This window comes from Maricaulis sp. ABE4_448, assembly GCF_056160825.1.
The window spans coordinates 353,074-378,089 of record NZ_JBSWXX010000001.1 but is presented as its reverse complement, the minus strand read 5'-3'; the positions used below and the strand labels follow the sequence as shown (position 1 = coordinate 378,089).

The following is a 25,016-nucleotide window of genomic DNA, read 5'->3' as shown; positions in this document are numbered from 1 at the left end:
GGAAACGTACCAAACAGAGGTTCACATGGCTGGATTGATGCAGAAGCTGGACATGCGCCAGGGCCAGTCCCTGGTGATGACGCCCCAGCTCCAACAAGCCATCAAGCTGTTGCAGCTCTCGAATATCGAGCTGGCCGAGTTCGTCGAAGGCGAACTGGAACGCAATCCGCTGCTCGAACGCGACGAAAGCGAAAGCTCGAGCGAATCGCTGCGCGAGGAAGGCGAAGGCGAGCCGCGCGAGCTGGAACTGTCCGCCCCGTCTGCCGATGCCAATGATTCCATCGATGCCGATTCGGACGTCATTCATGGTGACGATTCGAAATCCGACCTGTCCGGTGTCGACAGCGCTTCCAGCACCGGCGATGCGCTGGGGGCCGGAAACTGGTCGCCCACGGGCAGCGGCGGCGGTGCCGCCGGCGAAGACTATGACGCAATCGCCAATTCCTCGCGTGAACTGTCCCTGTCCGAACACCTGCACGCCCAGCTGGCGACCGCCACGGCGGATCCGGTCAACAAGCTGATCGGTGCTCATCTGATCGATCTGGCTGATGATGACGGCTATATGCGCGCGGATCTCGACGAGATCGCTTCACAGCTCGGCGTCGAGCGCGCCCGCATCGAACGGGTCCTCGAACTGACCCAGGGTTTCGACCCGGTCGGTGTGATGGCCCGCGACCTGACCGAGTGCCTGGCCCTGCAGCTGAAGGACAAGAACCGGCTCGATCCGGCCATGGCCACGCTGCTGGACAATCTCGAACGCCTGGCCAAGCACGATTATGCCGCCCTGAAATCCCTGTGCGGCGTCGATAATGAAGATCTGGACGAGATGATCGCGGAAATCCGCGACCTCACGCCAAAGCCGGGCCTCGCCTTTACCTCGGACACAACCCGCGCCGTCGAACCGGACGTGTTCATCCGCCAGTCGCCGGACGGCAGCTGGCAGGTCGAGCTGAATTCCGACACCCTGCCGCGCGTCCTGGTGAACAACCGCTATTTCAACGAGATCACGGCGGTCGCCCGCTCGGAGTCGGACAAGACCTTCATCACCGAGTGCTCGCAGAATGCCAGCTGGCTGGTGAAGAGCCTCGACCAGCGCGCCCGCACCATCCTCAAGGTCGCCAGCGAGATCGTGCGCCAGCAGGACATGTTCCTGGCCCATGGCGTTGCCTATCTGCGTCCGCTGAACCTGAAGACCGTGGCCGACGCGATCGGCATGCACGAATCGACCGTCAGCCGGGTCACCTCGAACAAATATGTCGCCACACCGCGCGGTATGTTCGAGATGAAGTATTTCTTCACCTCCGCCATCCCGTCGGCCGCAGGCGGGGACGCCCACTCTGCCGAAGCCGTCCGCTTCCGGATCAAGACCATGATCAACCATGAAACTGCGGAAGATGTGCTGTCCGACGACAAGCTTGTCGAACATTTGCGTGACGAAGGGATTGAAATCGCACGCCGGACTGTGGCCAAATACCGGGAGGCGCTCAACATCCCCTCCTCGGTCCAGCGTCGTCGAATTTTGAAACGTGCTGGCTAGGGAAGGCCTGAACGAGCGCCCCGGCGGACCCCCATCCGCCGCCGTCGCGGTTCGTCGGCTGCCCGGAGCACACACGCATTGACTCCCGGCCTACCCCGCGACTAGGTTCCGCCCGCTTTCCGGGGAGGGGCGGCACCGTGATGTCAACGCCTCACGTGCTGGTGTATGGCCAGCGGGAAGGAGCGCATGCAAATACAGGTGGTCAGCAAGGGTATCGACGTCAGCGACGCGCTGCGGGAACAGATCCTGTCGCGGGTTGAAGACGGCGTATCCAAATACTTCAACCGTCCGGGCGAAGCCTATGTATCGATTTCGCGCGAAGGCATCGGCTTTCGCGTCGACTGTTCGGTGCATCTGCCCTCGGGCGCCATGCTGCAGGCTCACGGCGAAGCCGACGACGCCTACAAGGCAGCGGAAAACACGATGGAGCGCCTGGAGAAGCGCCTCCGCCGCTACAAGCGGAAACTGAAGAACCACCACAATGCGAACAAGGCCGAACTGCCGGCCGAGTCGCTTCAGATTGTCGTGCTCAAGGGCAGTCCCGATACCTGGAACGAAGACGATTTCGACGATGACGAGGATCACGGAGCCCCCGCAAGCGGTACTCCGGAGCCCATCGTGATCGCGGAGCGGCCGGGCGAGGTGCGGACACTCACCGTCGGCATGGCCTCGCTGGAACTGGATGCGGCGGATTCGCCCTTCCTGATGTTCCGCAACGCGGCCAATGGCGGTCTGAACATCGTGTATCGCCGCCCTGACGGGCATATCGGCTGGGTTGACCCCTCCCGAGTTGACCGACCGGAGCCGGCCGAGTAGCAACCGGCCCAGCAACGAGAAGCGAAGTATGGCGTTAGCTGATTTGATCCCCAGCGGGGGGGTGCATGTCGATCTGGGTGCGTCCAGCCGGAAACAGGCCCTGCAGGCCATGTCCGACCTGGCGGCCGACCTGACGGGTCAGCCGGCGCGCGCGATTTTCGACGCTGTCCTCCAGCGCGAACGGCTCGGCTCGACCGGTGTCGGCCAGGGCGTTGCGATCCCGCACGCCCGTCTGGCCGGCATTGATTCCGTGGTCGGCATTTTCGCGCGCTTGCGCACGCCGGTCGATTTCGAGTCGATCGACGGCCGCCCCGCGGATCTCATCTTCATGCTGATCGCGCCGGAAGACGCCGGCGCGGAACACCTCAAGGCGCTGGCCCGGGTTTCCCGGCTCCTGCGCCGCGAGGATGTGCGTCAGCGGCTTCGCGCGGCACCGGACAACGAGGCAATCCACGCCGTCCTCGCCGGCGAGCCGGCGACCGACGCAGCCTGATAACCGGCCCGGACGGAGTTCACTCCGTCCGGGCTCTCAGGCCCTTCTGGCTGTTCGCCAACGCGATCTGTTTAAATTCAACCGCAAAAGCAAAAACCCCGCCAGAGGGCGGGGTTTGATGGTGCGGCCGCAGAGCCTGTCCTCGACAGTCCCCCTTCGCCGAGGCTTCGGGGGACACCGCTTCGCCCCAAGTGCGCGCTGCGGGTGGTTTACCACCCGAAGCCAGCAGGGCGAAGGGTGGTGGAGCCAGGCGGAATCGAACCGCCGACCTCTTGAATGCCATTCAAGCGCTCTCCCAACTGAGCTATGGCCCCTTATCCTGTCCGCCGGATTGGGTCCCGGCGAGGAGCGCGGAAACTAGTCCCGGTTTTCCCCGGGATCAAGCCTCTTGTGCGTGTCAAATGCAGATGACCGGAACGACCTAGATGTCCTCTTCATCCTCGATCGAGAAGCCGGCGAAATCCTCGTCGTCTTCCTCGTCGATCAGGACTTTGGTCGAGTCGTCGTCACTATCGTCGTCACTGACATCGTCATCCTCGAAATCGTCCGGTAGATCGTCGCTCAGCCCCGAACCGTTCTCGTCGTCATCCTCGTCATCATCATCGGGGATGCGATCGGCTTCGGCGTCGACTTCCGGCGTGTCGTCGTCCTCGTCACCATAGCCGTCATCTTCGGCAGGCGCCTTCTTGACCGGCGTCTCGTCTTCTTCCGGCGCAGGGGCCGGCGCAGCCTTCAGCCGCGGGTCCTCGAGTTCGGGATCGAACTCGGTCCCGCACTTCGGGCAACGGGCCGGCCGGCGGCCCAGATCGTAGAATTTGGCGCCGCAGCTCGGGCAGGCGCGCTTACTTCCCAGTTCTGGCTTGGCCATGACTTCCCTTCACAACCAGATTTCAATTTCGGCGGGACCCGTTGCCACGATCATCGCGCTCTGTCAAAACCTGATCGCCGTCTTGTCACCTCAAACCCAGTTTTTCCTTTCATGAGCGAAATTCCGTCCCGCCGAAGCGGGCCTTTCAGGGCCTTGCCTGCACAAGCGCTGTCCGGTCGCCTGAAGGCCCCTGGCGACAAGTCCGTATCGCACCGTGCCCTGATCCTCGGCGCGCTCGCCCGCGGTGAAACCCGGATTACCGGCCTGCTTGAAAGCGAAGACGTGCTGAACACGGCCAAGGCCATGGCGGCACTCGGCGCCGGCGTCGAGCGCACAGGCCCGGGTGCCTGGACCGTTCTGGGCACCAGCGGCCGCCTTGCGCCGCCCGACGCACCGCTCGATTTCGGCAATTCCGGCACCGGTGTGCGCCTCGTGATGGGCGCCGTTGCCGGCACTGGTGTGGCAGCGGAGTTCGTCGGCGATGAAAGCCTGTCCTCGCGCCCCATGCGCCGGGTGACCGATCCGCTGGAAGCAATGGGCGCCTTGTTCGAGACCAGTGACGGCCGCCTGCCGGCCCGTCTTTCGCCCGGCCAGCTGCACGGGATCGATTACACGCCGCCGGTCGCCTCGGCCCAGGTGAAGTCGGCCATTCTTCTGGCCGGGCTGGGCGCCGACGGCGAAACCTGCGTGCACGAACCGCAGATCACCCGCGACCACACGGAAACCATGCTCGCCGCCTTTGGCGCTGAAATCGACGTGCAGCGCGACGGACCGGCCTCGACCATCCGTCTTGCCGGCCCGCAGAGGCTGATCGCCTGCAACATCGATGTCCCCGGCGACCCGTCTTCCTCGGCCTTTGCGATCGTGGCGGCCCTCGTCACACCCGGCTCGGAGGTGACGCTGACCGGTGTCATGGACAATCCGGCCCGGACCGGCCTGATCGAGACGCTGCGCGAAATGGGGGCCGAGCTGACGGTCGAGCCGGGCCCAGACATGGCCGGCGAACGGACCATGACGGTGACGGCCCGTGCGAGCACGCTGCGCGGCATCGAGGTGCCGGCCGAACGCGCGCCGGCGATGATCGACGAATATCCCATCCTCGCCGTAGCCGCCGCCTTCGCCGAAGGCACGACCTTCATGCCGGGCCTGGCCGAACTGCGCGCCAAGGAAAGCGACCGCCTCTCCGGGACGGCAGAGCTGCTGCGTGCCAGCGGCGTCGACGTCGAGACGGGTGAGGACAGTCTGACCGTTCATGGCGCGGGTCTGGGCGGTGTCGAGGGGGGCGGCCGCACGGTCACGCATCACGACCACCGCCTGGCGATGAGCGGGCTCGTGCTCGGCCTGGCCTCACGCGAGGGCGCGTCGGTTGACGATATCGCCATGATCGCCACGAGCTATCCCGATTTCTTTGCGCACATGGCCGAGCTGGGCGTGCAGCTGGAGCCGGCGTGACATGATCATCGCCGTCGACGGACCGCTCGCCTCGGGCAAGGGCACGATCGCCAGGGCGCTGGCGGATCGTTTCGGCCTGCCGCATCTGGATACCGGCTCGCTCTACCGGGCGACGGGTCTGGCTGTCATCGAGGCCGGGGTCGATCCGGCCGACGCCGGGGCCTGTGCCCGGCTGGCGGCGCTGCTGGACCTGTCCGCGATCGACGAAGACCGGATCCGCACGGCCGAGGCCGGCGCCATGGCCTCCCGCATCGCCGCGATCCCGCAGGTACGCGAGGCGCTGTTCGACCTGCAGCGTGCCTTTGCCCAACAGCCCGGCGGGGCGATCCTGGACGGGCGCGATATCGGCACGGTGATCTGTCCGGATGCCGAGGTGAAACTGTTCGTGACGGCCGATGCCGAGACCCGCGCGCGGCGGCGCTGGGAGGAGTTGCGGGCCAAGGGCGAGACGCTGAGCTTCGAGACGATGCTCGAACAGACCCGCGAGCGCGATGCCCGCGATGCCGAGCGCACTGACGCGCCGATGAAGCCCGCCGACGACGCGACCTTGCTTGATACGTCTTCCTTGAGTATAGACGCGGCCGTTGCAACAGCGATCCGTATTGTGGAAAAGCGCCAAAAGGCGTGACGCTTCCTCCGCTAGCGCAACAAAATAGCCGGGTGTTCCAGACGCGATTTCCGTGACGACGATCGTTGTGGCGGTTCGATCTGGCGCCTTTTTTATAACGTCCAACCGGCCGGAAACGGCAAGCGGCGACAGGACAGACACACGCAATACTGTCGCTGCATCGGAGCAACCCTTTAACATGTCTACAGAATCCCTCACCCCGACGACCGACGATTTCGCCGCAATGCTTGAGGCGAGCCTCGCCGGCCGCGATCTCGCGGAAGGCCAGGTCGTCAAAGGCAACGTGACCGCGATTGAAAACGATTTCGTGGTGGTCGATGTCGGCCTGAAGACCGAAGGCCGTATCCCGCTGCGCGAATTCACGGGCCCGGGCTCGGAAGCCCCCAAGGCGGGTGACGAAGTCGAAGTTTACCTGGAGCGCATCGAAAACGCGCTCGGCGATGCCATTCTGTCGCGCGACAAAGCCCGCCGCGAAGAAAGCTGGGATCGTCTGGAAAAGTCCTTCGACAAGAAAGAGCCGGTCAACGGCGCCATTGTCGGCCGCGTCAAGGGCGGCTTCACCGTCGACCTGGGCGGCGCTTCGGCCTTCCTGCCGGGCTCGCAGGTGGATATCCGCCCCGTGCGCGATGTCGGCCCGCTGATGAACCAGGAACAGCCCTTCGCGATCCTGAAGATGGACCGTCCGCGCGGCAATATCGTGGTCTCGCGCCGCGCCGTGCTGGAAGAAAGCCGTGCTGAACAGCGCGCCGAACTCGTCGGCCAGCTGGCCGAGGGCGAAGCCCGCGACGGCGTGGTCAAGAACATCACCGATTACGGTGCCTTCGTTGACCTTGGCGGCATTGACGGCCTGCTGCACGTCACCGACATGTCCTGGAGCCGCGTCGGCCATCCGTCCGAAGTGGTGGAAGTCGGTCAGACCGTCAAAGTCCAGATCATCAAGATCAACAAGGAAACCCAGCGCATCTCGCTCGGCATGAAGCAGCTGATGTCCGACCCGTGGGAAGGCGTTGCCGCCAAATACCCGGTCGGTGCTGTGTTCGAAGGCCGCGTCACGAACATCGCCGAATACGGTGCCTTCGTGGAACTGGAAGAGGGCGTCGAAGGCCTCGTCCACGTCTCCGAGATGTCCTGGACCAAGAAGAACGTCCATCCGGGCAAGATCCTGTCCACCTCGCAGGAGGTTCAGGTCATGGTGCTCGACGTGGACGCCGAGAAGCGCCGTATCTCCCTGGGCGTGAAGCAGACGCAGCGCAATCCGTGGGAAGTCTTCGCGGAAACGCACCCGTCCGGCACGGCCATCAAGGGCGAGATCAAGAACATCACCGAATTCGGTCTGTTCGTCGGCCTGGAAGGCGACATCGACGGCATGGTTCACCTGTCGGACATCTCCTGGGAGCAGTCCGGCGAGCAAGCCATCGAGAGCTTCAAGAAGGGTGACGTCGTCGAAGCCAAGGTGCTCGATGTCGACGTCGAGAAGGAACGCGTCTCCCTGGGCATCAAGCAGCTCGGCGGCGACCCGATGGACAGCTCCGGCGTGTCCCGCGGCGATACCGTGACCTGCACGGTCACCGAGATCACCTCGGGCGGTATCGAAGTGTCCTTCGGTGACGACACCTCGATGAAGTCCTTCATCCGCAAGTCCGACCTGTCCCGTGATCGTGCGGAACAGCGTCCGGAGCGCTTCGCCGTCGGTGACAAGGTCGATGCCCGCATCACCAACATCGACAAGGCCTCGCGCCGCATCTCCCTGTCCATCAAGGCACTGGAGATCTCCGAAGAGCGTGAAGCCGTCGAACAGTACGGTTCCTCTGACGCCGGCGCTTCGCTCGGCGACATTCTCGGCGCCGCGCTGCGCGAGAAAGAGGGCGAGCAGGGCGACAACTAGTCACCCTGACCCGGACAGAAGAACGGCCGGAGCCTCTCGCTCCGGCCGTTTTTTTATACCTGCGCATTGACGGCCGGGGCCGCAGGCGCAAGGATCGGATTTTCTGGTGCGGAGGTGCTCAATGATCAAATCGGAATTGATCGACAAACTAGCCGAAGCCAACCCCCATCTTTACCACCGCGATGTCGAGCGCGTGGTCAATACGATCCTTGACGGGATCACGGACGCGCTCGCCGAAGGCGACCGTGTCGAGCTGCGTGGTTTCGGTGCGTTTTCGGTTCGCCGCAGACCGGCCCGTGTCGGCCGCAATCCGCGGACCGGTGAAAGCGTTGCCGTGAAGGAGAAGCACGTACCCTTCTTCAAGACCGGCAAGGAGCTGCGCGAGCGGGTGGATGCGTCCCGGGAGACCCATCCCGAACTCGCCGAATAAACGACAATCCGATTGCATGAACAAAGGGCCCGGCATTGCCGGGCCCTTTGTCGTTGGCGGGAAACGCTTCGGGGGAAGGAAACCCTTCGGAGGGAATAAAGCTTTCAGGGTCGGGAGGATTTGGCGGCGGGTCCGGTCTTCCGGTGTCCGGGCAGAACACCGGCCCTTCGTCATCGGCATCACGAAAGTCCGGATCCCGCCGCCCGGCCGGCAGCCCATCGGCATCGGGCCACCGGCAAGCCGTCAGATCTTGCGGTTCCAGTCCGCATGGCCGTCAAGCCAGTCGAACCGGCGGACCAGCCAACCTGTCCAATCGCCGTAGTAACGGCGCTCCCCGGTGCTGCCCACAATCCGGGGCGGGGTGTGTTCAATCATCAGTTCAGCGAGGGTCATGACCATCTCCGTCATAAGCATGACCATGATTTAAGAGGCCAGAACCGCCTTGACCAACGCGATCTCGAGGGTCTTTTATAAAGACAGCTTATGACTGATACTCACCCGCTCCCGCCCATTCACGCCGTCCGCGTGTTCGAGGCCGCCGCCCGGCTGGGAAACTTCACCCGGACCGGCGAGGCCCTCGGCATGACCCAGGCTGCGGTCAGCTACCAGATCAAGCTGCTGGAAGACCGGCTGGGCTTCGCCCTGTTCGAGCGCAAGGCCCGGCATGTCGAGCTGACGGCACGCGGCCGCCAGCTGGCACAGGGCACGTCGGACGCCTTCCGCATGCTCGAGCGCACCTTCCGCGATGTCCGGGAGGATCGCGACAGCGTGCTGACCATCACAGCCCTGCCGACCTTCTGCTCGAACTGGCTCGTCCCCCGGATCGGCAATTTCCAGATTGCCCATCCCGAATTCGCTGTGCGTATCGACAGCCGCTCCGAAGTGGTCGACATCGCCGGCGGCGACGCCGATATCGGCATCCGTCTGGGTCATGGCCGCTGGGATGGGCTGGAGGCGCGCTTCCTGTTCGCCGACACGATCACCCCGCTGGTTCCGGCGCGTGCGGTCGAGCGGCTCGGCCCGATCGAAACGCCCGCCGACCTCCTGAAGCTGCGCCTGTTCGGGCCGATGTCCTGGTGGCGCGACTGGTTCGACAATGCCGGTGCCGACCCGTCCGGTCTGCCCGAGCGTGCCGCGCTCGAGCTGGAAACGCAGTCCATGGAGATCGCCGCGGCCATTGCCGCCGGCGACGCCGCTGTGGCCGTGTCACCGCTCTATTTTGCCGAACAGATCGCCGCCGGAATACTGGTCCGCCCCTTCGAGTCCGAACTCGACCACAAGGTGGCCCACTACCTCGTCTATGACCGCAACCGCTCGCGGGAACCGAAAATCCGGTCCTTTGTTGAGTGGATGCTGTTCCAGCCAATGGCCTTTTGCCTCAACCAGCCCGTCCCGGCCTTCCCGGAAGCGGGAGAGACCGTGTAGCGCAACACTGTATCGCGCTTCCCAAGCCGCCCCGGACAGGTTAACCGGTCTGGCATGACGGATATGAAGTTCTGCGGATTGAAGACCGGGCGGGATGTGGCGGCTGCCGAGCAGGTCGGTGCACGCTGGACCGGCTATGTCTTTTTCGAGAAAAGCCCGCGCCATGTCAGCCCGTCGCTGGCCGGCGAACTGGCGCATCTGGCGAAGACCAGCGAGACGGTCGCCGTAACCGTCAATCCGGACGACGATCTGCTCGCCCGCATCCGCGACGCCATGCATCCGGACTGGATCCAGCTGCACGGCGCCGAGACGCCGCAGCGCGTCGTACAGGCCCGGGCCTATGCAAAGCGCGGCGTTATCAAGGCCTTGCCCGTCGCCGAAACGGCCGATCTGGACGCCGTCAAAGCCTTTGACCGGATCGCCGACATGATCCTGTTCGACGCGAAACCGCCGAAGGGCGCCGACCGCCCGGGCGGTCACGGTGCGGGCTATGATTATGCTCTGCTGAAATCGCTGCAGATTTCCGTGCCCTGGCTCTTGTCCGGCGGGCTGGATGCAACCAATGTCTGCGCCGCTGTCGCGGCTGCCGGCGCCGGCGCGGTCGATGTGTCTTCCGGCATAGAGAGCGCACCGGGCGTCAAGGACGCCGCGAAGATGCAAGCCTTTGCCGCCGCCCTGGCGGTCTGACCGCGCCAATGCGCACCAACCAAGGAGCCGAGCCATGAGCGAACCCGTGTCCGCCGATACACGTCCCAATGCGCTCTCGGCCTGGCCGGATGCGCGTGGCCGGTTTGGCGATTATGGCGGTCGTTTCGTCGCCGAAACATTGATGCCGAACATTCTGGAACTCGAGGAAGCCTATGAGGCGGCCAAGGCCGACCCGGCCTTCCGCGAGGAGATGGACCTCTTCCTGAAGGATTATGTCGGCAAGCCCAGCCCGATCTATTTCGCCGAACGCCTGACCGAGGAATTCGGCGGCGCCCAGATCTGGTTCAAGCGCGACGAGCTGAACCACACCGGCAGCCACAAGATCAATAACTGCCTCGGCCAGGTCCTGCTGGCCCGCCGCATGGGCAAGACGCGCATCATCGCCGAGACCGGCGCCGGCCAGCACGGCGTGGCGACGGCCACCGTTGCGGCACGCTTCGGCATTCCCTGCACCGTCTTCATGGGCGCCACGGATGTGGAACGCCAGGCACCGAACGTCTTCCGCATGAAGCTGCTGGGCGCAGAGGTCGTGCCGGTCACCTCGGGCACGGGCACGCTGAAGGACGCCATGAACGAGGCCCTGCGCGACTGGGTGACGAATGTGCACGACACCTTCTACGTCATCGGCACGGTCGCGGGCCCGCACCCCTATCCGGCCATGGTGCGCGACTTCCAGTCGATCATCGGCCGCGAGGCGCGCGCCCAGATGAAGGCACGCCTGGGCCGCCTGCCCGATGCCTGCGTCGCCTGTATCGGCGGCGGGTCGAACGCGATGGGCCTCTTCCACCCCTTCATCGAGGACGAGGAGGTTCGCCTGATCGGCGTCGAGGCGGCAGGCAAGGGCGTGGAAACCGGCAAGCATGCGGCCTCGCTGAAAGGCGGCAAGCCGGGCATCCTGCACGGCAACAAGACCTATCTCCTGCAGGATGATGACGGCCAGATCATCGACGCGCACTCGATCTCGGCCGGTCTCGACTATCCCGGCATTGGCCCGGAACACGCTTTCCTGCACGACATGAAACGCGCGGAATACGTCTCCGCCACCGACCAGGAAGCCCTCGAGATGTTCCAGATCTGCACCAGGCTGGAAGGCATCATCCCGGCCCTTGAACCCGCCCACGCCCTGGCCCGTGTGCGCGATCTGGCAAAGGAACTCGGCAAGGACGGCGTCATCCTGATGAATATGTGCGGCCGCGGCGACAAGGACGTGCCCCAGGTGGCGCGCGTGCTGGGGGTGGAGCTCTAGATGACTGATCGTCTCACCACCCGTTTTGCCGAACTGTCCGCCTATAACCGATCCGGCTTCGTCGCCTACATGATGGCCGGGGACGGCGACAGCCAGGCGCTTCTGAACGCTTTGCCTGCAGCCGGCGCCGATGTGATCGAACTGGGCATGCCCTTCACCGATCCGATGGCCGACGGGCCGGCGATCCAGGCCTCCGCTTTGCGGGCGCTGGACGCCGGCATGACGTTGAAGGGCACGCTGGCCCAGGCCGCCGTCTTCCGCAAACAGGACAAAGACACGCCGATCGTCCTGATGGGCTATGCCAACCCGATCCATCACATGGGCTGGGAGGCGTTTGCCAAGGCGGCGGCCAAGGCCGGCGTTGACGGTCTGATTTGCGTCGACATACCGCCGGAAGAAGACGACGAGCTGCGCGCGGCGCTGGGCAAATACTCCATCGCCCTGATCCGCCTGGCGACCCCGACCACCGACGACAAGCGTCTGGCGACCGTTGTCGCCAACACGTCGGGCTTCGTTTATTACGTTTCCACGACAGGGGTGACCGGTGCCGGGTCCGGCGCGGCAACCGAAGTCGGCGAGGCGGTTGCCCGCGTCCAGCGCGCCAGCGGATTGCCCGTTGCAGTCGGCTTCGGCGTGAAGGAACCGGACCAGGCCGCCGCCATTGCCCGCACGGCCGACGCGGTCGTGGTGGGCTCGGCCATCGTCGATGCAATGCATTCAGGCGGTGTTGCCGGAGCACAAGAGTTGGTAAAGCGCCTGTCGTCCGCTGTGCACGCTGCACGCCGCTGAGGAAGACAAGCCGATGAGCGATCAGGATACGGGAATGAACTGGCTGTCCAAGATTACCCCGCCGGGCATGTCGAAAATCTTCTCCAAGCGGGACACGCCGGACAATTTGTGGATCAAATGTCCCAAGTCGGGCGAGATGGTGTTCCACAAGGATCTGGAAGCCGGCCTGTTCGTGACGCCCGCCGGGCATCACATGCGCATCGGCCCGGCCTGGCGCTTTCAGTTCACCTTCGATGGCGAGTATACCGAGCTGGACACGCCGGAAGTTCCTCGCGACCCGCTGAAGTTCAAGGACGACAAGCCCTATACGTCGCGCTTGACCGCTGCCCGCAAGAAGACCGGGCGCGACGACGCAATGGCGATTGCGGTCGGCCGTATCGGCGGGCTGGAAAGCGTCGTCCTGGTGCAGAATTTCGCCTTCATGGGCGGCTCGCTCGGCATGGCGGCCGGTGAGAGCTTCATCAAGGCGGCCGAGGAGGCGATCGCCCGCAAGGCACCACTGATCGTCTACACGGCCGCCGGCGGTGCGCGCATGCAGGAGGGTACGCTCTCCCTGATGCAGATGCCGCGCACCACGATTGCCGTGGAAATGCTCAAGGATGCCGGCCTGCCCTATATCGTGGTGCTGACCGATCCGACCACGGGCGGGGTGACCGCGTCCTACGCCATGCTGGGCGATGTTCACATCGCCGAGCCGGGCGCCCTGATCGGCTTTGCCGGACCACGCGTCATCGAGCAGACGATCCGCGAAAAACTGCCGGAAGGCTTCCAGCGCGCCGAATACCTGCTGGAAAAGGGCATGGTCGACAAAGTCGTGCATCGCCGGGACATTCCGGGTACACTGGCGCGCATGCTGAGGGTCATGATGAAGCGCCCCGGAACGTCGATGCCGGCGTCTCTCACACCGCCGCCGGCCGACCATGTGGCCAGCGACGGGGGCAGCCATTAGCACGCGCCGTCAGGATCTTGATGACGCGCTGGTGCGCCTCGCCGGCCTGCACCCGCAGAAAATCGATCTTTCCCTCGGACGCCTGCAGCGCCTTCTGACAGCGCTGGGCAATCCCCAGGACCATCTGCCGCCGACCGTCCATGTTGCCGGAACGAACGGCAAGGGCTCGACCTGTGCCTATCTGGCCGAGATGGCCCGCACCAAGGGCGAGCGGGTGCATGTCTACACATCGCCCCACCTGGTAAATTTCAACGAGCGCATCCTGCTCGACTCGGCCCCGGTCGACGACAAGACGTTGATCGAGGCCTTTGCCCGCTGCGAGGCGGCGAATTTCGGTGAACCGATCACCTTCTTCGAGATCACCACGGCGGCGGCCCTGCTGCTCTTCTCCGAACATCCCGCCGACCGGCTGATCCTGGAAGTCGGTCTGGGCGGCCGTTTCGACGCCACCAATGTTATCGCCCGGCCGGCCCTGAGCGTGATCACACCGGTCAGTCTCGATCACCAGGAATTCCTGGGCACTGACCTGCGCCAGATCGCCCGCGAGAAGGCCGGCATCTGCAAGTTCGGCGTTCCGGTCGTGGTCGGCAACCAGGCCGACGACGCCGAAGCCGCCATTCTGGACGAGGCCGCCAAGGTGGGCGCTCCGGCCTTTGTCTGGGGCCGCGACTACAACGCCTATATCCAGCACGGCCGGCTGACCTACGAGGATGAAAGCCGTGTCTGGGACCTGCCGGCTCCTGGCCTGCTGGGCCCGCACCAGATCCTCAATGCCGGTGCCGCAGCCGCCGCCGCCGCCGTGCTGCAATGGCCCGAGAGCGCTGCAGCCGCCGGTATTGCCAATGCAGCCTGGCCGGCCCGCCTGCAGAGCATCACCCGGGGTCCGCTCGGCGAGATCGCGCGCAAGGCCGGTGCCGAGCTCTGGCTCGATGGTGGCCATAATGAAGCCGCCGCCAAGGCCCTCTCCCACGCCCTCGCCGACATGGACGAGCGTGACGAGCGTCCGCTGGTCATCATTGCCGGTTTCTCGCCCAACAAGGATGTCACCGCCTGGTGCAGCCAGTTCTCCGGCCTGGCCCGGCGCCTCATAGCGGTGGAATTCAAGTCCGGCCGCGGCGGCTCGCAGTCCGCACACGATGTGGTCGCGGCCTGCCAGGCCGGCGGCGTGAAGGCGGAGATCGCCAGCGGGTTGATCCCGGCCATGAAGAATGCCGCCAAGGAACACCCCGCACCGCGCATCCTGATCGGCGGATCGCTTTACCTCGCCGGCGAAGCCCTCGCCCTCGGTGACGCCCCGCCGCATCGGACGCCGGGCTGAGATCACGAAGCTGTGAGACCTGCATCCGGCGCGTCCGGTCGCAGCATCTACCGGACATATCCACACTGCCCGGAGTTTTCATGAGACTTTTGATCAGCGGCCTCGCCGCAAGCCTTCTCCTCTCTCTGCCTGTCCTCGCACAGGAAACCGATGCGCCGCTCGACCTGCCAGCGCTGGCCGACGATATCGACCGGCTCTTGCGCGATCATGTCTATGATCCGGAGGCCTTGTCGTCGCCGGCCTATGCCCGCGTATCGGAACAGGTTGAGCATCTGGCGCAAACCGCAGAAAGCCGGGAGGCATTCATCACCGGTTTCCGCGATATCTGGCGCAGTGGCCCGTTCTCCCATGTCCAGCTCAGCGAAGCCCCCATGCCGCTGGAGCAGATGATTACCTATATCGATACGATGCGCGTGGGCGGCGGGGGTGCCGTCCTGAGCTGGCGGGACGACATCGCGGTACTGACGGTCAACACGATGATGGGCCAGGACACGATCGAGGAGATCGATGCCGCCTATGACACAATTGCCGCGCACAGCGCGCGCGGCCTGATTATCGACCTGCGCGAGAACGCCGGCGGAGCCTTTGCGGTGAAGCCGCTGGTCGAACATGTCCTGACCGAGCCTCTGGACGCCGGAGCGTTCGTGTCTCAGCCGTGGAATGCCCGGATGGAACGGGCACCCGGGCTGGACGATGTCGACGGCATCTCCCCCTGGGAGGGCTGGTCGGTGCGCTCCTTTTGGGAGCATGTCCAGACCGCGGAGATTACCCGTATCCGCTTTGTGCCGGACGAGGCGCAGTTCGACGGCCCGGTCTATGTCCTGACCAGCGCACGCACCGCCAGCGCTGCGGAAATGGCCGCCGATGCGCTCAAGGCCTCGGATCGGGCGCGGCTTGTCGGTGAAACCACGGCCGGACAGATGCTGTCACAAACGATGTACGAGCTGCCGGGCAATCTGCACCTCGCTCTGCCGATCGCCGACTATTACTCGTTTGCCAATGGCCGGATCGAAGGTGCCGGTGTGTCTCCCCATATCGCCGTGCCCGCAGACGCGGCGATGGACACCGCCCTGGCTGCGCTTGCGCGGGACTGACCAGCGTTCCCCGGCCAGCCGAAACGAAAACGGGCGCCCCGGTGGGGCGCCCGTTTCAGCATTCGAAAAGCGTCGGGAAGGCTAAAGGCTTTCCTTCACCCATTCGGAGATCTTGCCCTTGGCCATGGCGCCGATCTTGGTGGAGACGACCTGGCCGTCCTTGAAGATCATCATGGTCGGGATGCCGCGCACGCCATACTTGCCGGGCGTCATCGGGTGATCGTCGATATTTACCTTGGCGATGGTCAGCTCGCCTGACAGTTCCTCGGAGATTTCCTCGAGAGCCGGGGCGATCTGTTTGCACGGCCCGCACCATTCGGCCCAGAAGTCCACGAGGACCGGACCGGGTGCATTGAGAACGTCGCTTTCGAAGGATTCATCGCTGACCGCCTTGGTCGCCATGGGAAACTCCTTTTTTCGGGCCTTAAAAGAACATGTGCCCGAAGGTCCGGACACGATGGATGGCGCGTGAGGTAAGGAGACCCGCCGCCGCCGTCAAGCCGTCGCCCCGTCCAGAACCGCGTCCATGAGGTCATCTGCCACTTCCATGAGCCGTGCTGCATCCGTCCAGAGCAGGGCGCAACGTACCGTTTTTCCGGGATGAACCGCGCGAAGCAGGGCGCGATAGGTCGCCAGCTGGCCGATATACACTTTCGCCACTGCAGCAACGTCTTCCGGCGGCGGGCGATTGGTCTTGTAGTCGACGATCAGCACTTCGCTGTCCGTCACCACCAGCCGGTCGACCTGACCGCGCACGATCACATTTCCGGGAAGATCCGGTGCCCGGCCGACGAGCGACACTTCCGCCCGGCTGCCCGGACCAAACAGGGGGGCAAAGTCCGGATCATCGAGAATGCCCAGCGTTTCCTCGATCATCACCTTCCGGTCGGCATCGGAGAAATCGGGCTGGGCCGCTACGAAGCGTTCGGCCGCCTCGCGCCGGCGCTCGCGGGCGAGGTCCGGCAGGGTCTGCAGGAGTTTGTGGATCACATCGCCGCGCCGGAAACGGTGCGCGCCCGGATCCGCCAGCGGCGAGAGAACCGGCGGCTCGAAATCCGCCTCATCCCCACCCAGAAAGCTCGACGGTGCTACGCCACGTACGCCGGATTGTTCGCTGCGGGCCGGAATGCGCGCCCAGTCCGGGATGTCGATGACCGCACGGCGGGTCCGTTCGGCCGCACCCAGCGCCACCGGTGCAGGCCCGAAACGCAAGCCGCTGCCGATATCCTCGATACGGGCAGACAGCGGCGTCTCGATCTCGTCCCAGCCCTCGCCGCCCCAGTGCTCGGCCAAGCGCGCATACCAGCTGTCTTCGGAGATCTGGCCCAGCGCGCCGGCACCCTGACGCCAGCCGCACACGATCAGCCGGTCCCGCGCGCGGGTCAGGGCCACATAGAGCAGGCGGCCATGCTCGGCCTTCAGCCGATTGGCGGCGGTTTCACGCAGTTCGGCCACGGCCGGCGGATCCTCGGCCTTGCGCTGCGACCAGATCAGGCCGGCTTCGGGATGAGGCAGGATCGCATCGCCCTTGCCGGTGAGCGGAGAACGCGTCGTATCAGGCAAGATGATGACCGGCCGCTCCAGCCCCTTGGAGGCGTGTACCGTCATCACCTGGACCTCGTCCCGGTCATGGCTCATCTCGCGCTTGAGCTGGGTATCCTCGGTCCCGATCGCCGCAAGGAAGGAGGACAGCGCCCCGCCGCCCTCGCGCTCATGATCCAGCGCCCGCGCCAGGAACTCCTCCAGCGGATCACGCGCTTCCTCGCCCAGGCGTGCATTGACCCGCGCCCAGCGTGTCTCGCCGGTCGGCGTACGCGCATTGAGAAAACCCGCGAAGAGATCGTAGAGCCGGTCGCTGTCAGCGGCATCGCGCACGGCCTTCAGGGCGTCGCGCGCTTCGGACAGGCGCGGATCGTCGCTGGTGAAGAGCGCGCTCCACAGCGTGCCGCGGCGCGTGGAGGTGCGGCGGCGGGCCAGATCGAGGAGCACATCATCGTCAATCGCCGGCGGACTGCCGTCTGCAGGATCGAAGAAGGGCGACTTGAGCAGTTCGGCCAGCGCCAGATCGTCACCCGGCGTGATCGCGAAACGCGCCAGCGCCAGCATGTCCTTCACCGCCGTCTGCTCCTTGAGCACCATGCGGTCGGCACCCGCCACGGGCACGCCCTTCAGCTTGAGCTGACGGATCACTTCCTCGAAGAAGCCGCCCGTGCGGCGCCAGACCAGGATGGCGATATCGCCGGGCCGGACGGGGCGCTGGCTGAACGCGCCGCGCGCCTCTTCCCAGATCCCGTCACCACGCGCCAGCATGGCGCGGATCTCCTCGGCGACGGTCTCGGCCAAGATATCCCGCGCCGAACCGCGCGCGCTCGCATCGACCGGGTCGAAGATCGAGGCTTCCTCGACGCTTTCCGGCTTGGGCACGGCAGGCCAGAACTCGACACAGCCGGGCGTGTTCATGCGCGCGGCCCGATGGCTCTGATAGCGGGCGAAGGGGCGGTCCGACGCCTGGAATTTCGTCTCCGGCGCCATGAAGGCAGCCGCTTCCGGCGCGAAGGCCTGGTCCACCGCTGCAAGGATCTCCGGTGCCGAGCGGAAGGACACATCCAGGCCGGGGCGTTCAAAGCCCAGCTCGGCGGCGCTGGCGGCCGCGGCCAGGCGGTCGCCCTCTTCCATGAAGCGCGCCGGCTCGGCGCCCTGGAAGGAATAGATCGACTGTTTTTCATCGCCCACGATGAAGAGGGTCCGCCCGCTTTCGCGCGCGCCTGCACCGGCGAAGAATTCCGCCGTCAGACCGCGGATCATGTCCCACTGCCGTGGCGCGGTGTCCTGGGCCTCGTCGATCAGTGCATGCGACAGCGTGCCGTCGAGCTTGTAGCCGACCCAGCCGGAAAACGCGTTCTCAGGCCGAAGGAGGTTGCCGGCCAGCCGGACAAGGTCGTCGAAATCAAGCGCCCGGCGGCGTTGCAACTCGTCCTCATAGGCTTCGACAAAGCGCGCCGCGATATCGATCGCCACCGCGCTCGCTTCCGCAACCGCCGCCGCCCGGACCTGGTCGCGGACCTTTTCCAGCCGGGCACACTCGCGCTCCAGCATCGGCTTCACACCCGGCGCGACCTTGTCACAGCCTGCCGTGATCAGCGATTTGGCCGGTGTTCCGCGCCCCTTGTCGGTGAAGAAAACCTGGACGTAGAGATCGAACGCGCCTTCGGCCCGGTCGGATTTCAGGGCCTGCTCGATCAGATCGGCGCGCCCCACATCGGTCTTGCTGCCATGATTGCGCTGGACGATGACCGTCTCTTCCAGACGATCGCGCGGCGCCTGCGCCCAGGCTTCAGTCTTCAGCGCATCCGCCGTTGCACCGGCCTCCAGACCGAGCGTCGCATAGAGCGTGTCGACCAGCCCGTGCGGACCGCCCGCCCGGTCCAGCGCATCGCGGAAATCATGCCGGCGGCCACGGGCCCAGCCCATGATGGAGGCAAAGGCGTCGGGCCCGCCAGTGCGCAGGACCAGATCGACCGTTTCCGGCGGCAGGGCACACAGCACGCGCTGGCGCGCCGCATCAATCCGCCGGGCCGCCTCGGCCTCGTCGAGCGTGTCGAAGCCGGGCGGTGCGCCGGCTTCCAGCGGAAAGCGCCGCAGCAGGTTTTCGCAGAAGGCGTGGATGGTCTGGATCTTCAGGCCGCCGGGCGTTTCCAGGGCACGGGCAAACAGGCGACGCGCATCCTCGATCTGCCCGACCGGCAGATCGTCATGACCCAGCTGTTCCTTCAGATCACGCCCGAGCTCCTCCGCCCCCGCGACCGACCAGCGGCCCAGACGGGTAAAGAGACGATCCTTCATCTCCGCCGCGGCGGCCTTGGTGTAGGTGACGCAGAGGATTTCCTCCGGCGCGACGCCCTGGAGCAGGATGTTCACCACGCGGTCGACCAGGACGCGGGTCTTGCCTGAGCCGGCATTGGCTTCCACGAAGACGCTGACGCCGTGATGCGCCGCCCGCTTCTGGGCGTCGGAGGCGGCCGCGCGGATCGTATCGTCGAAACCGGGCGCGGTCATGTATCACCCTCCGACCCGTCCGGCGCACTCGCCCATTCCCCGCGGCGGGCGAGATGGTCGAAATCGCCGTAATCATTGGTGTACTTGGCGCGCGTCTGGCTTTCATACGGCACCGTTTCGTCATCGAAACGGGCGATCCAGCCGGTGAGATCCTCCAGCGCCTTCTCCGCCATCTCCATGGCGTCTGGCTGGTTGCGGCCACTGTCCACACGCCGCTCCTCGCCGCCCTTCGCATTGCCGGGCAAAGCCAGATAGTAGAGCCCCGCCACGGGCGCAGCCGCCAGATCGGGAAAGCCGTTCCCGGTCGCCGCGATCGCCGCCGTCAGCGGCAATTGCGGATCGAACCCGGCCGCGACTTCCTTGGGCGAGGCGCTGGAGCCGGTCTTGTAGTCGATCACATCGATCCGGCCATCGGGATGACGGTCGAACCGGTCAGCCCGCCCGTAAAGCACGAAATCGCCGGCCGGCCCGTCCAGTCGCCGCTCGCCCCGGATCTCCACCTCATCGACCGTGATGCCGAGATCGCGCCGGCTCTGTTCCCAGGCGACCAGCCAGGCCGCAGCCCGGCGGAAGCGGGCCAGCTCCACCGCCATCTCGCCCGGCTGAAATCCCCATTCAAGCAGGTAGGGTTCCGCAGCCGCGACGAGCTGGTCCTCCGCATCCGCGGGCACGGCGGCGCGCCAGAGCGGCACCACATCCTGCAGCGCGGCATGCAAAGCCGTTCCGCGTTCGCGCGCGCCTGGCGGCATGTCGGCAGGATCGAGCCGGCGCAAGCCGAGAACATGGCGCGCGAAGATCGAATAGGGATCGCGCACCCAGGTGCGGATTTCCGTGATCGACAGCTTGCGCGGCCGTTCGGCAACAGGCGGAGACGGGGCGGGTCTCGGCGCCGGCACAGGCGCAATGCCTGTTTCGTCGAGCACGCGCGCGAGGGCGAGATAGTCCGTCTTCGGCGCCAGCGCGGCTTCGGCCCCGGTTTCGCCCAGCGCGCCACGGGTCAGCGTCTTCAGACGCCAGACCCAGCGCGAGGCGACGGTGGGCGCACCATCGGCCTTGCCGGCCCGGGTCAGGATCACATCGGGTGCGGCCGCGAGCTGGGCGAAATCATGTGCGGCCAGACCATAGCGCCGCTCCGGCGCGCCGAGTTCCGCCGCGATCCGCATGCCGCGAGAAAGCCAGGGGTCCGCGCCCAGCCCCGCCGGCCAGACGCCTTCATTCAGCCCGGCGAGGATCACCCGATCGGCCGAGATCAGGCGTGCCTCCAGCGGACCCAGGACCTGCAGGCGCGGGTGCACGCCCAGCTTGGGCGGCACGCGCCGTGCGCCGATCAGTTCGCGCACGGCGGCGGCATAGTCAGCCAGCGACATTTCCGGCAGGCTGTCGCTCTCTTCCAGCAGCGAACGGACCAGTCCGGCCGCCGCCTCACCGCCTTCCCCGCCCCACAGCGCGCCCTCGCCCTGCGGTGTCGCGGACAGGGCCTCCGCGGCACGGGCATGCGCTTCCGCCCAGGCGGCAGCGCTGCGCCTCTCGCCATCGATCAACGGCGCGAAGGCTTGTTCCACAACGTCGAGCAGTGTCCGGAGCAGCGCCTTGTCATCATCGAACAGCTCGACATATTTGCCGTCCAGCCGCTGGCGCACGGCGGCAAAATCATGCCCGGGCCGCGCACCACGCAGAGCCTCGGCCTCGAACTTGGCGAGGACGGTATGGACCGTCCCGCGCGGATAACCGGCACTGAACAGGGGCGAGCTCCACAGCGCTGACAGGGCGACAACGCTGCCGGGGTCTTCGGCGACATCGAGCAGGCGGGTCAGGAAGGCCCCGGCCGGTGTCTCGGCCAGCGAAGCCCCGCCGGAATCGTCCAGCCTGACGCCGAACCGGGTCATCTCGGCGGAGACACGCCGCGCCAGCGCGCGGTCCGGTGTGACCAGGATGGCTGTCCGATCGGGCGTCTCCAGCGTCTCGCGCAGCATCAGCGCGCAGGCTCGCGCCTCACTGATCGGATCCGGTGACTCGATCAGTGCAAGGCCCGACAATGCCCGCTCGAAAAAGTTCTCGCCAAAACGCCCGCGCAGATGCTCGATACGCGACATCCACTCATCCGTGGTGCCGGCAGGTCTGAGTGCCTCGGCGATCAGGCGGCGGCGCATCTCGGCCGGACGCGCCTCGGCGGCCCCCGGCCAGGCGCGAACATCGGACCGCGTCACCCCGCATCGAGCCACGAACTCCTTCATCGCCCATTGCGGATGCACGTCATCGACAGCAGCCCAGGCGGTGTCATCGGCATCCCAGTCGAAACCGGGCAGCACGACCGCACCCTGCGGCAGGCCGGCGATCACCTGCATCAGGTCGCGGGCTGCCGGGATCGACCCTGTCGAACCGATGGCGAGAACGGGATGATCGGGTGGGCTGGTCTGCCAGCGCTCGATCAGCTTGCGCAGGACGAGCGAGCGCCGTGCGGCGGCGTCGTTGAGGCCCAGCTCGGCCAGGCGGGCTGGCCAGACACGCTGGACGATATCGATAAACTCGACGGCCTCGCGCCGGTCGGCGGGCAGATGATCGCGCATCGCCTCGTCAATGGCGGAGAGGTCCTCGACCTCTTCGGTTGCCAGATCGTCCATCAGCGCGGCCAGCGGTTCGGCGAGCGCCAGCGCGCCGCCAATCCCGATCGGCCGGCCCAGGGCCGCTTCCTTGGCGAGGATCAGACGCGCCAGTTCGAACCGGCGGCGGGCTGGCGAAACGGGCGGCGGAGCGATGCCGGCCAGCTCGCCCGGCTCGAAGGGCGGATCGTCAACATCGACATCGCCGATCGGCCGGATCAGTGGCAGAAGCGCGACGCCGGTGCCGGCTTCCTCGGCAAAGATGTCGCCCAGCGCCTTGGCCGCCCGGCGGGTCGGTGTGAGGATCAGGATACGGGTCAGGGCGTCCGGATTGCCCGCCGCATCGAATTCGGCGCGCAAGGTGCGGGCAACGGTGCGAAGGAAATCGTCCTGCGGCGGCAGGGTGAAGAGGCGCGGGGCCGGCGTATCGAAGATCCGCGCGCTCACCCTTTCAGCCGCGCCCCGGCCTCTTGCAGGGTGCCCGGATCGCCGACATGCATCCAGAAACTCTCCATGGCGATGCCGTGGACGCGCCCCTCCGGCTCCAGCGACTTCCAGATCTCCATCATGGAGAAGCGTTCGGCCTTGCGGCCGGCAAGAATGCGCGGATGGACGATATGGACACCGGCAAAGGCATACGGCGCCGATGCAGCCGCGCCTCGGAACCGCACCTGCCCGTCCGGTTCGAGAAAGACATCGCCGGCACCGTCAAAGCCGAGCGTGCGCTCCATCGGCGCGAGCAGGAGGAGCACATCCATCCGCTCCGGATCCCAGGCCGCCTGCATGCGGTCGAGTTCGCGCGCGCCTTCATCAATCCAGACCGCGTCGATGTTGGAGACGAAGAAGGGTTCATCGCCCAAGGCAGGCAGTGCCTTCACCACGCCGCCACCGGTCTCGAGCACTTCGCCGGTTTCATCGGAGATGGTGACGTCCGGCATACCGGTATGGCGCTCAAGATGGTCGCGCATCAGCTGCGGGAAGTGATGGATGTTGACGACACACGCCTCGACACCCGCCGCGGAGAACCGGTCCAGCGCCCAGTCGACGAGCGCCTTGCCGCCCACCTCGACCAGTGCCTTGGGCCGGTCATTCGTGATCGGCCGCATCCGTGTGCCCAGCCCGGCGGCCAGGGCCATGCCGCGGGTAATCCGGGTCATTTGTGCGCTTCCAGCAATACGGCGCCGGCATGCGCCTTGATCCACAGATTCAACTCCATCAGCGCGGGATGCTGGATATCGCCGGCGAAGTGGCGGGCGACACGCGGCAGCATGTCGAGATAGCGCACCTTGCCGTCGCGCACGGCGAGCCGCACGAAAATACCGAGGATCTTGGCATTGCGCTGGGCCCCGAGAACGGCATAGGCCGCATCGAACCCGGCCGCATCACGCAGGCCGGCGCGCTCGACGAAGCGGGCTTTCAGCGGCACGGCAAGCTTGCGGTCGACATTGCGGCGGGCGTCTTCCAGCAACGAGACCAGATCATAAGCCGGATGGCCGATCAGCGCGTCCTGGAAATCGAGCAGGCCGACCGAGGCCTCGCCCTCGCGCTCAGGCAGATAGATCAGGTTTTCCGCGTGATAATCGCGCAGCACAAGGCCGGGCGGGCAGTTTTCCAGCCGCCCGAAAGCCCGCGCCCAGATCGCGCGCCATTCGTCCAGCGCCGCCTCGGACAGGGTCACCCCCGCATGCCGGCGCAGGAACCACTCGACGAAGAGATCGGCCTCGGCCATCAACGCCGTCGCATCATAGCTCTGCAACGGCCAGCTCTGCCCGCCGGCCTCGACTGCATCGGGGAAGCTGGAGCGATAGATCGCCGCCAGCGTGTCGACGGCGGCGGCATAGAGCGAGCCCTCATGCATCTGGTCGGGCAGCAGCCGCGCGAACAGCGCGTCGCCCAGATCTTCCAGCAGGAGGAAACCGTGCTCCAGATCGCTCGCCAGGACAGAGGGCGCAGAAAAGCCGCGCTCGCACAGCGCATCCGACAGGCCGGCGAAAGCCGTCAGGTTCGGCCCGGCCAGGCGCGCCTCGGCATTATAGCCCAGCACCTTGCGCTCTTCAGGGCTGGCATCAGGCGGACAGGCCGGCGCCTCGGCGCCCGACGGCGCATCCATCAGCATGGCTGTCCGCGCGCCGTCTACGAGGCGAACATAGCGGCGCGTCGAGGCATCGCCGGCGAGAGGATGGCGTTCGGCCGCGGCCCAGCCGGCACGGTCGAGAAACGCGTCGAGGGCGCGATCGCGATCAGATGTCATCAAGTCTCTCCTCCCACCGGCCATACCCCGTTATCCGGGCTTTGCGGCCTGACTCCAAGTCGGTGTTTTCACCGCTCAACAGGATTTCCAGCCGGTCCCGCGGCAGCCTGTCGCCCAGGCGGTCCGGCCATTCCACAAGACAGATCGCCGTGTCGAACGCGTCGTCCAGTCCCAGCTCGTCAAGCTCGGACGGATCCTCGATGCGGTAGAGATCGGCGTGCCAGACCTCCTCGCCCGTATCCGTGTCATAGACTTGGACGAGCGTATAGGTCGGGCTGGGCGCATCCTCGATGCCACACAATTGCGCGATCACGGCGCGAGCGAGCGTGGTCTTGCCCGCCCCCAGATCGCCGGTCAGAAGCACGACATCGCCGGGCGCTAGTACCGCTGCCAGGCGGGCGCCGAGGCTATGTGTGGCTTCCAGTCCATCGAGATGATGCGTGCGTGAAGACCCCATGCCATGCGATTAGC

22 protein-coding genes and 1 tRNA gene are annotated in these 25,016 nt (G+C 65.9%); 14 read left to right on the top strand and 9 right to left on the bottom strand.

The window, feature by feature from the left end; all coding sequences use genetic code 11:
- Window positions 1-25 precede the first annotated feature (25 nt).
- From rpoN to ptsN, 3 genes are all read left to right on the top strand, one after another.
- A complete protein-coding gene (gene rpoN, locus ACXAJV_RS01920; protein WP_475081311.1) occupies window positions 26-1,537 on the top strand; it encodes an RNA polymerase factor sigma-54 in 1,512 nt (503 codons plus the stop codon).
- Window positions 1,538-1,723: 186 nt separating this feature from the next.
- On the top strand, window positions 1,724-2,353 hold the full coding sequence (gene hpf / locus ACXAJV_RS01915) for a ribosome hibernation-promoting factor, HPF/YfiA family (protein WP_475081308.1): 630 nt from the start codon (window positions 1,724-1,726) through the stop codon (window positions 2,351-2,353).
- Between the two features lie 28 nt (window positions 2,354-2,381).
- Window positions 2,382-2,846 carry a PTS IIA-like nitrogen regulatory protein PtsN gene (gene ptsN, locus ACXAJV_RS01910; protein ID WP_475081306.1) on the top strand — a complete coding sequence of 155 codons (465 nt, stop codon included), beginning with the start codon at window positions 2,382-2,384 and terminating at the stop codon, window positions 2,844-2,846.
- A 238-nt stretch (window positions 2,847-3,084) separates the two neighbouring features.
- Here ptsN and ACXAJV_RS01905 read toward each other — a convergent pair.
- Together ACXAJV_RS01905 and ACXAJV_RS01900 are read right to left on the bottom strand one after the other, a co-directional pair.
- A tRNA-Ala gene (locus ACXAJV_RS01905) sits at window positions 3,085-3,160 on the bottom strand.
- A 107-nt stretch (window positions 3,161-3,267) separates the two neighbouring features.
- A complete protein-coding gene (locus ACXAJV_RS01900) occupies window positions 3,268-3,714 on the bottom strand; it encodes a TIGR02300 family protein (RefSeq protein WP_475081303.1) in 447 nt (148 codons plus the stop codon).
- 111 nt (window positions 3,715-3,825) lie between these two features.
- Here ACXAJV_RS01900 and aroA point away from each other — a divergent pair, with 111 nt between their 5' ends.
- From aroA to ACXAJV_RS01880, 4 genes are all read left to right on the top strand, one after another.
- Window positions 3,826-5,166, top strand: coding sequence for a 3-phosphoshikimate 1-carboxyvinyltransferase (aroA, locus tag ACXAJV_RS01895; RefSeq protein ID WP_475081301.1), 1,341 nt, complete (start codon window positions 3,826-3,828; stop codon window positions 5,164-5,166).
- A 1-nt stretch (window position 5,167) separates the two neighbouring features.
- Window positions 5,168-5,794, top strand: coding sequence for a (d)CMP kinase (gene cmk / locus ACXAJV_RS01890; protein ID WP_475081299.1), 627 nt, complete (start codon window positions 5,168-5,170; stop codon window positions 5,792-5,794).
- Between the two features lie 52 nt (window positions 5,795-5,846).
- Window positions 5,847-7,679, top strand: a complete 1,833-nt coding sequence (gene rpsA, locus ACXAJV_RS01885; RefSeq protein ID WP_475081296.1) for a 30S ribosomal protein S1 — start codon at window positions 5,847-5,849, stop codon at window positions 7,677-7,679.
- 121 nt (window positions 7,680-7,800) lie between these two features.
- Window positions 7,801-8,109, top strand: coding sequence for an integration host factor subunit beta (locus tag ACXAJV_RS01880; protein WP_271187504.1), 309 nt, complete (start codon window positions 7,801-7,803; stop codon window positions 8,107-8,109).
- Window positions 8,110-8,352: 243 nt separating this feature from the next.
- On the opposite strand, the gene ACXAJV_RS01875 is transcribed toward ACXAJV_RS01880, so the two are convergent.
- The gene (locus tag ACXAJV_RS01875) at window positions 8,353-8,502 is read right to left on the bottom strand and encodes a hypothetical protein (RefSeq protein ID WP_475081293.1); all 150 of its coding nucleotides are present in this window, start codon (window positions 8,500-8,502) and stop codon (window positions 8,353-8,355) included.
- 90 nt (window positions 8,503-8,592) lie between these two features.
- Here ACXAJV_RS01875 and ACXAJV_RS01870 point away from each other — a divergent pair, with 90 nt between their 5' ends.
- From ACXAJV_RS01870 to ACXAJV_RS01840, 7 genes are all read left to right on the top strand, one after another.
- The gene (locus tag ACXAJV_RS01870; protein WP_475081291.1) at window positions 8,593-9,534 is read left to right on the top strand and encodes a LysR substrate-binding domain-containing protein; all 942 of its coding nucleotides are present in this window, start codon (window positions 8,593-8,595) and stop codon (window positions 9,532-9,534) included.
- Between the two features lie 54 nt (window positions 9,535-9,588).
- Entirely contained in the window at window positions 9,589-10,221 is a 633-nt protein-coding gene (locus tag ACXAJV_RS01865) for a phosphoribosylanthranilate isomerase (protein ID WP_475081288.1), read from the top strand.
- Window positions 10,222-10,255: 34 nt separating this feature from the next.
- Window positions 10,256-11,488: a tryptophan synthase subunit beta gene (gene trpB / locus ACXAJV_RS01860; protein WP_475081286.1), complete on the top strand. Its 1,233-nt coding sequence runs from the start codon at window positions 10,256-10,258 to the stop codon at window positions 11,486-11,488.
- On the top strand, window positions 11,489-12,277 hold the full coding sequence (gene trpA / locus ACXAJV_RS01855; protein ID WP_475081283.1) for a tryptophan synthase subunit alpha: 789 nt from the start codon (window positions 11,489-11,491) through the stop codon (window positions 12,275-12,277).
- A 34-nt stretch (window positions 12,278-12,311) separates the two neighbouring features.
- Window positions 12,312-13,226, top strand: a complete 915-nt coding sequence (gene accD / locus ACXAJV_RS01850) for an acetyl-CoA carboxylase, carboxyltransferase subunit beta (protein WP_475083271.1) — start codon at window positions 12,312-12,314, stop codon at window positions 13,224-13,226.
- Window positions 13,198-14,544: a bifunctional folylpolyglutamate synthase/dihydrofolate synthase gene (locus tag ACXAJV_RS01845; protein WP_475081281.1), complete on the top strand. Its 1,347-nt coding sequence runs from the start codon at window positions 13,198-13,200 to the stop codon at window positions 14,542-14,544. The genes accD and ACXAJV_RS01845 overlap by 29 nt, the downstream gene beginning before the upstream one ends.
- A gap of 80 nt (window positions 14,545-14,624) precedes the next feature.
- Window positions 14,625-15,638, top strand: coding sequence for a S41 family peptidase (locus ACXAJV_RS01840; protein ID WP_475081278.1), 1,014 nt, complete (start codon window positions 14,625-14,627; stop codon window positions 15,636-15,638).
- Window positions 15,639-15,719: 81 nt separating this feature from the next.
- Here ACXAJV_RS01840 and trxA read toward each other — a convergent pair whose 3' ends face one another.
- The 6 genes from trxA to tsaE form a co-directional block, all read right to left on the bottom strand.
- A complete protein-coding gene (gene trxA / locus ACXAJV_RS01835; RefSeq protein WP_475081275.1) occupies window positions 15,720-16,040 on the bottom strand; it encodes a thioredoxin TrxA in 321 nt (106 codons plus the stop codon).
- 93 nt (window positions 16,041-16,133) lie between these two features.
- Window positions 16,134-19,694 carry a double-strand break repair helicase AddA gene (addA, locus tag ACXAJV_RS01830; RefSeq protein ID WP_475081273.1) on the bottom strand — a complete coding sequence of 1,187 codons (3,561 nt, stop codon included), beginning with the start codon at window positions 19,692-19,694 and terminating at the stop codon, window positions 16,134-16,136.
- Window positions 19,691-22,741: a double-strand break repair protein AddB gene (addB, locus tag ACXAJV_RS01825; RefSeq protein WP_475081270.1), complete on the bottom strand. Its 3,051-nt coding sequence runs from the start codon at window positions 22,739-22,741 to the stop codon at window positions 19,691-19,693. The genes addA and addB overlap by 4 nt, the downstream gene beginning before the upstream one ends.
- The gene (locus ACXAJV_RS01820) at window positions 22,738-23,451 is read right to left on the bottom strand and encodes a nucleotidyltransferase family protein (protein WP_475081268.1); all 714 of its coding nucleotides are present in this window, start codon (window positions 23,449-23,451) and stop codon (window positions 22,738-22,740) included. The genes addB and ACXAJV_RS01820 overlap by 4 nt, the downstream gene beginning before the upstream one ends.
- Entirely contained in the window at window positions 23,448-24,545 is a 1,098-nt protein-coding gene (locus ACXAJV_RS01815) for an aminoglycoside phosphotransferase family protein (protein WP_475081265.1), read from the bottom strand. Before ACXAJV_RS01815 ends, ACXAJV_RS01820 begins: the two co-directional genes overlap by 4 nt.
- Window positions 24,535-25,002, bottom strand: coding sequence for a tRNA (adenosine(37)-N6)-threonylcarbamoyltransferase complex ATPase subunit type 1 TsaE (gene tsaE, locus ACXAJV_RS01810; protein ID WP_475081263.1), 468 nt, complete (start codon window positions 25,000-25,002; stop codon window positions 24,535-24,537). Before tsaE ends, ACXAJV_RS01815 begins: the two co-directional genes overlap by 11 nt.
- Between the last annotated feature and the right edge of the window lie 14 nt (window positions 25,003-25,016).

Coding starts and splice junctions, on each gene's coding strand:
- rpoN (WP_475081311.1), top strand. CDS start 26: ATGGCTGGATTGATGCAGAAGCTGGACATGCGCCAGGGCCAGTCCCTG.
- hpf (WP_475081308.1), top strand. CDS start 1,724: ATGCAAATACAGGTGGTCAGCAAGGGTATCGACGTCAGCGACGCGCTG.
- ptsN (WP_475081306.1), top strand. CDS start 2,382: ATGGCGTTAGCTGATTTGATCCCCAGCGGGGGGGTGCATGTCGATCTG.
- ACXAJV_RS01900 (WP_475081303.1), bottom strand. CDS start 3,714: ATGGCCAAGCCAGAACTGGGAAGTAAGCGCGCCTGCCCGAGCTGCGGC.
- aroA (WP_475081301.1), top strand. CDS start 3,826: ATGAGCGAAATTCCGTCCCGCCGAAGCGGGCCTTTCAGGGCCTTGCCT.
- cmk (WP_475081299.1), top strand. CDS start 5,168: ATGATCATCGCCGTCGACGGACCGCTCGCCTCGGGCAAGGGCACGATC.
- ACXAJV_RS01880 (WP_271187504.1), top strand. CDS start 7,801: ATGATCAAATCGGAATTGATCGACAAACTAGCCGAAGCCAACCCCCAT.
- ACXAJV_RS01875 (WP_475081293.1), bottom strand. CDS start 8,502: ATGACCCTCGCTGAACTGATGATTGAACACACCCCGCCCCGGATTGTG.
- ACXAJV_RS01870 (WP_475081291.1), top strand. CDS start 8,593: ATGACTGATACTCACCCGCTCCCGCCCATTCACGCCGTCCGCGTGTTC.
- ACXAJV_RS01865 (WP_475081288.1), top strand. CDS start 9,589: ATGACGGATATGAAGTTCTGCGGATTGAAGACCGGGCGGGATGTGGCG.
- trpB (WP_475081286.1), top strand. CDS start 10,256: ATGAGCGAACCCGTGTCCGCCGATACACGTCCCAATGCGCTCTCGGCC.
- trpA (WP_475081283.1), top strand. CDS start 11,489: ATGACTGATCGTCTCACCACCCGTTTTGCCGAACTGTCCGCCTATAAC.
- accD (WP_475083271.1), top strand. CDS start 12,312: ATGAACTGGCTGTCCAAGATTACCCCGCCGGGCATGTCGAAAATCTTC.
- ACXAJV_RS01845 (WP_475081281.1), top strand. CDS start 13,198: ATGTGGCCAGCGACGGGGGCAGCCATTAGCACGCGCCGTCAGGATCTT.
- ACXAJV_RS01840 (WP_475081278.1), top strand. CDS start 14,625: ATGAGACTTTTGATCAGCGGCCTCGCCGCAAGCCTTCTCCTCTCTCTG.
- trxA (WP_475081275.1), bottom strand. CDS start 16,040: ATGGCGACCAAGGCGGTCAGCGATGAATCCTTCGAAAGCGACGTTCTC.
- addA (WP_475081273.1), bottom strand. CDS start 19,694: ATGACCGCGCCCGGTTTCGACGATACGATCCGCGCGGCCGCCTCCGAC.
- ACXAJV_RS01820 (WP_475081268.1), bottom strand. CDS start 23,451: ATGACCCGGATTACCCGCGGCATGGCCCTGGCCGCCGGGCTGGGCACA.
- ACXAJV_RS01815 (WP_475081265.1), bottom strand. CDS start 24,545: ATGACATCTGATCGCGATCGCGCCCTCGACGCGTTTCTCGACCGTGCC.
- tsaE (WP_475081263.1), bottom strand. CDS start 25,002: ATGGGGTCTTCACGCACGCATCATCTCGATGGACTGGAAGCCACACAT.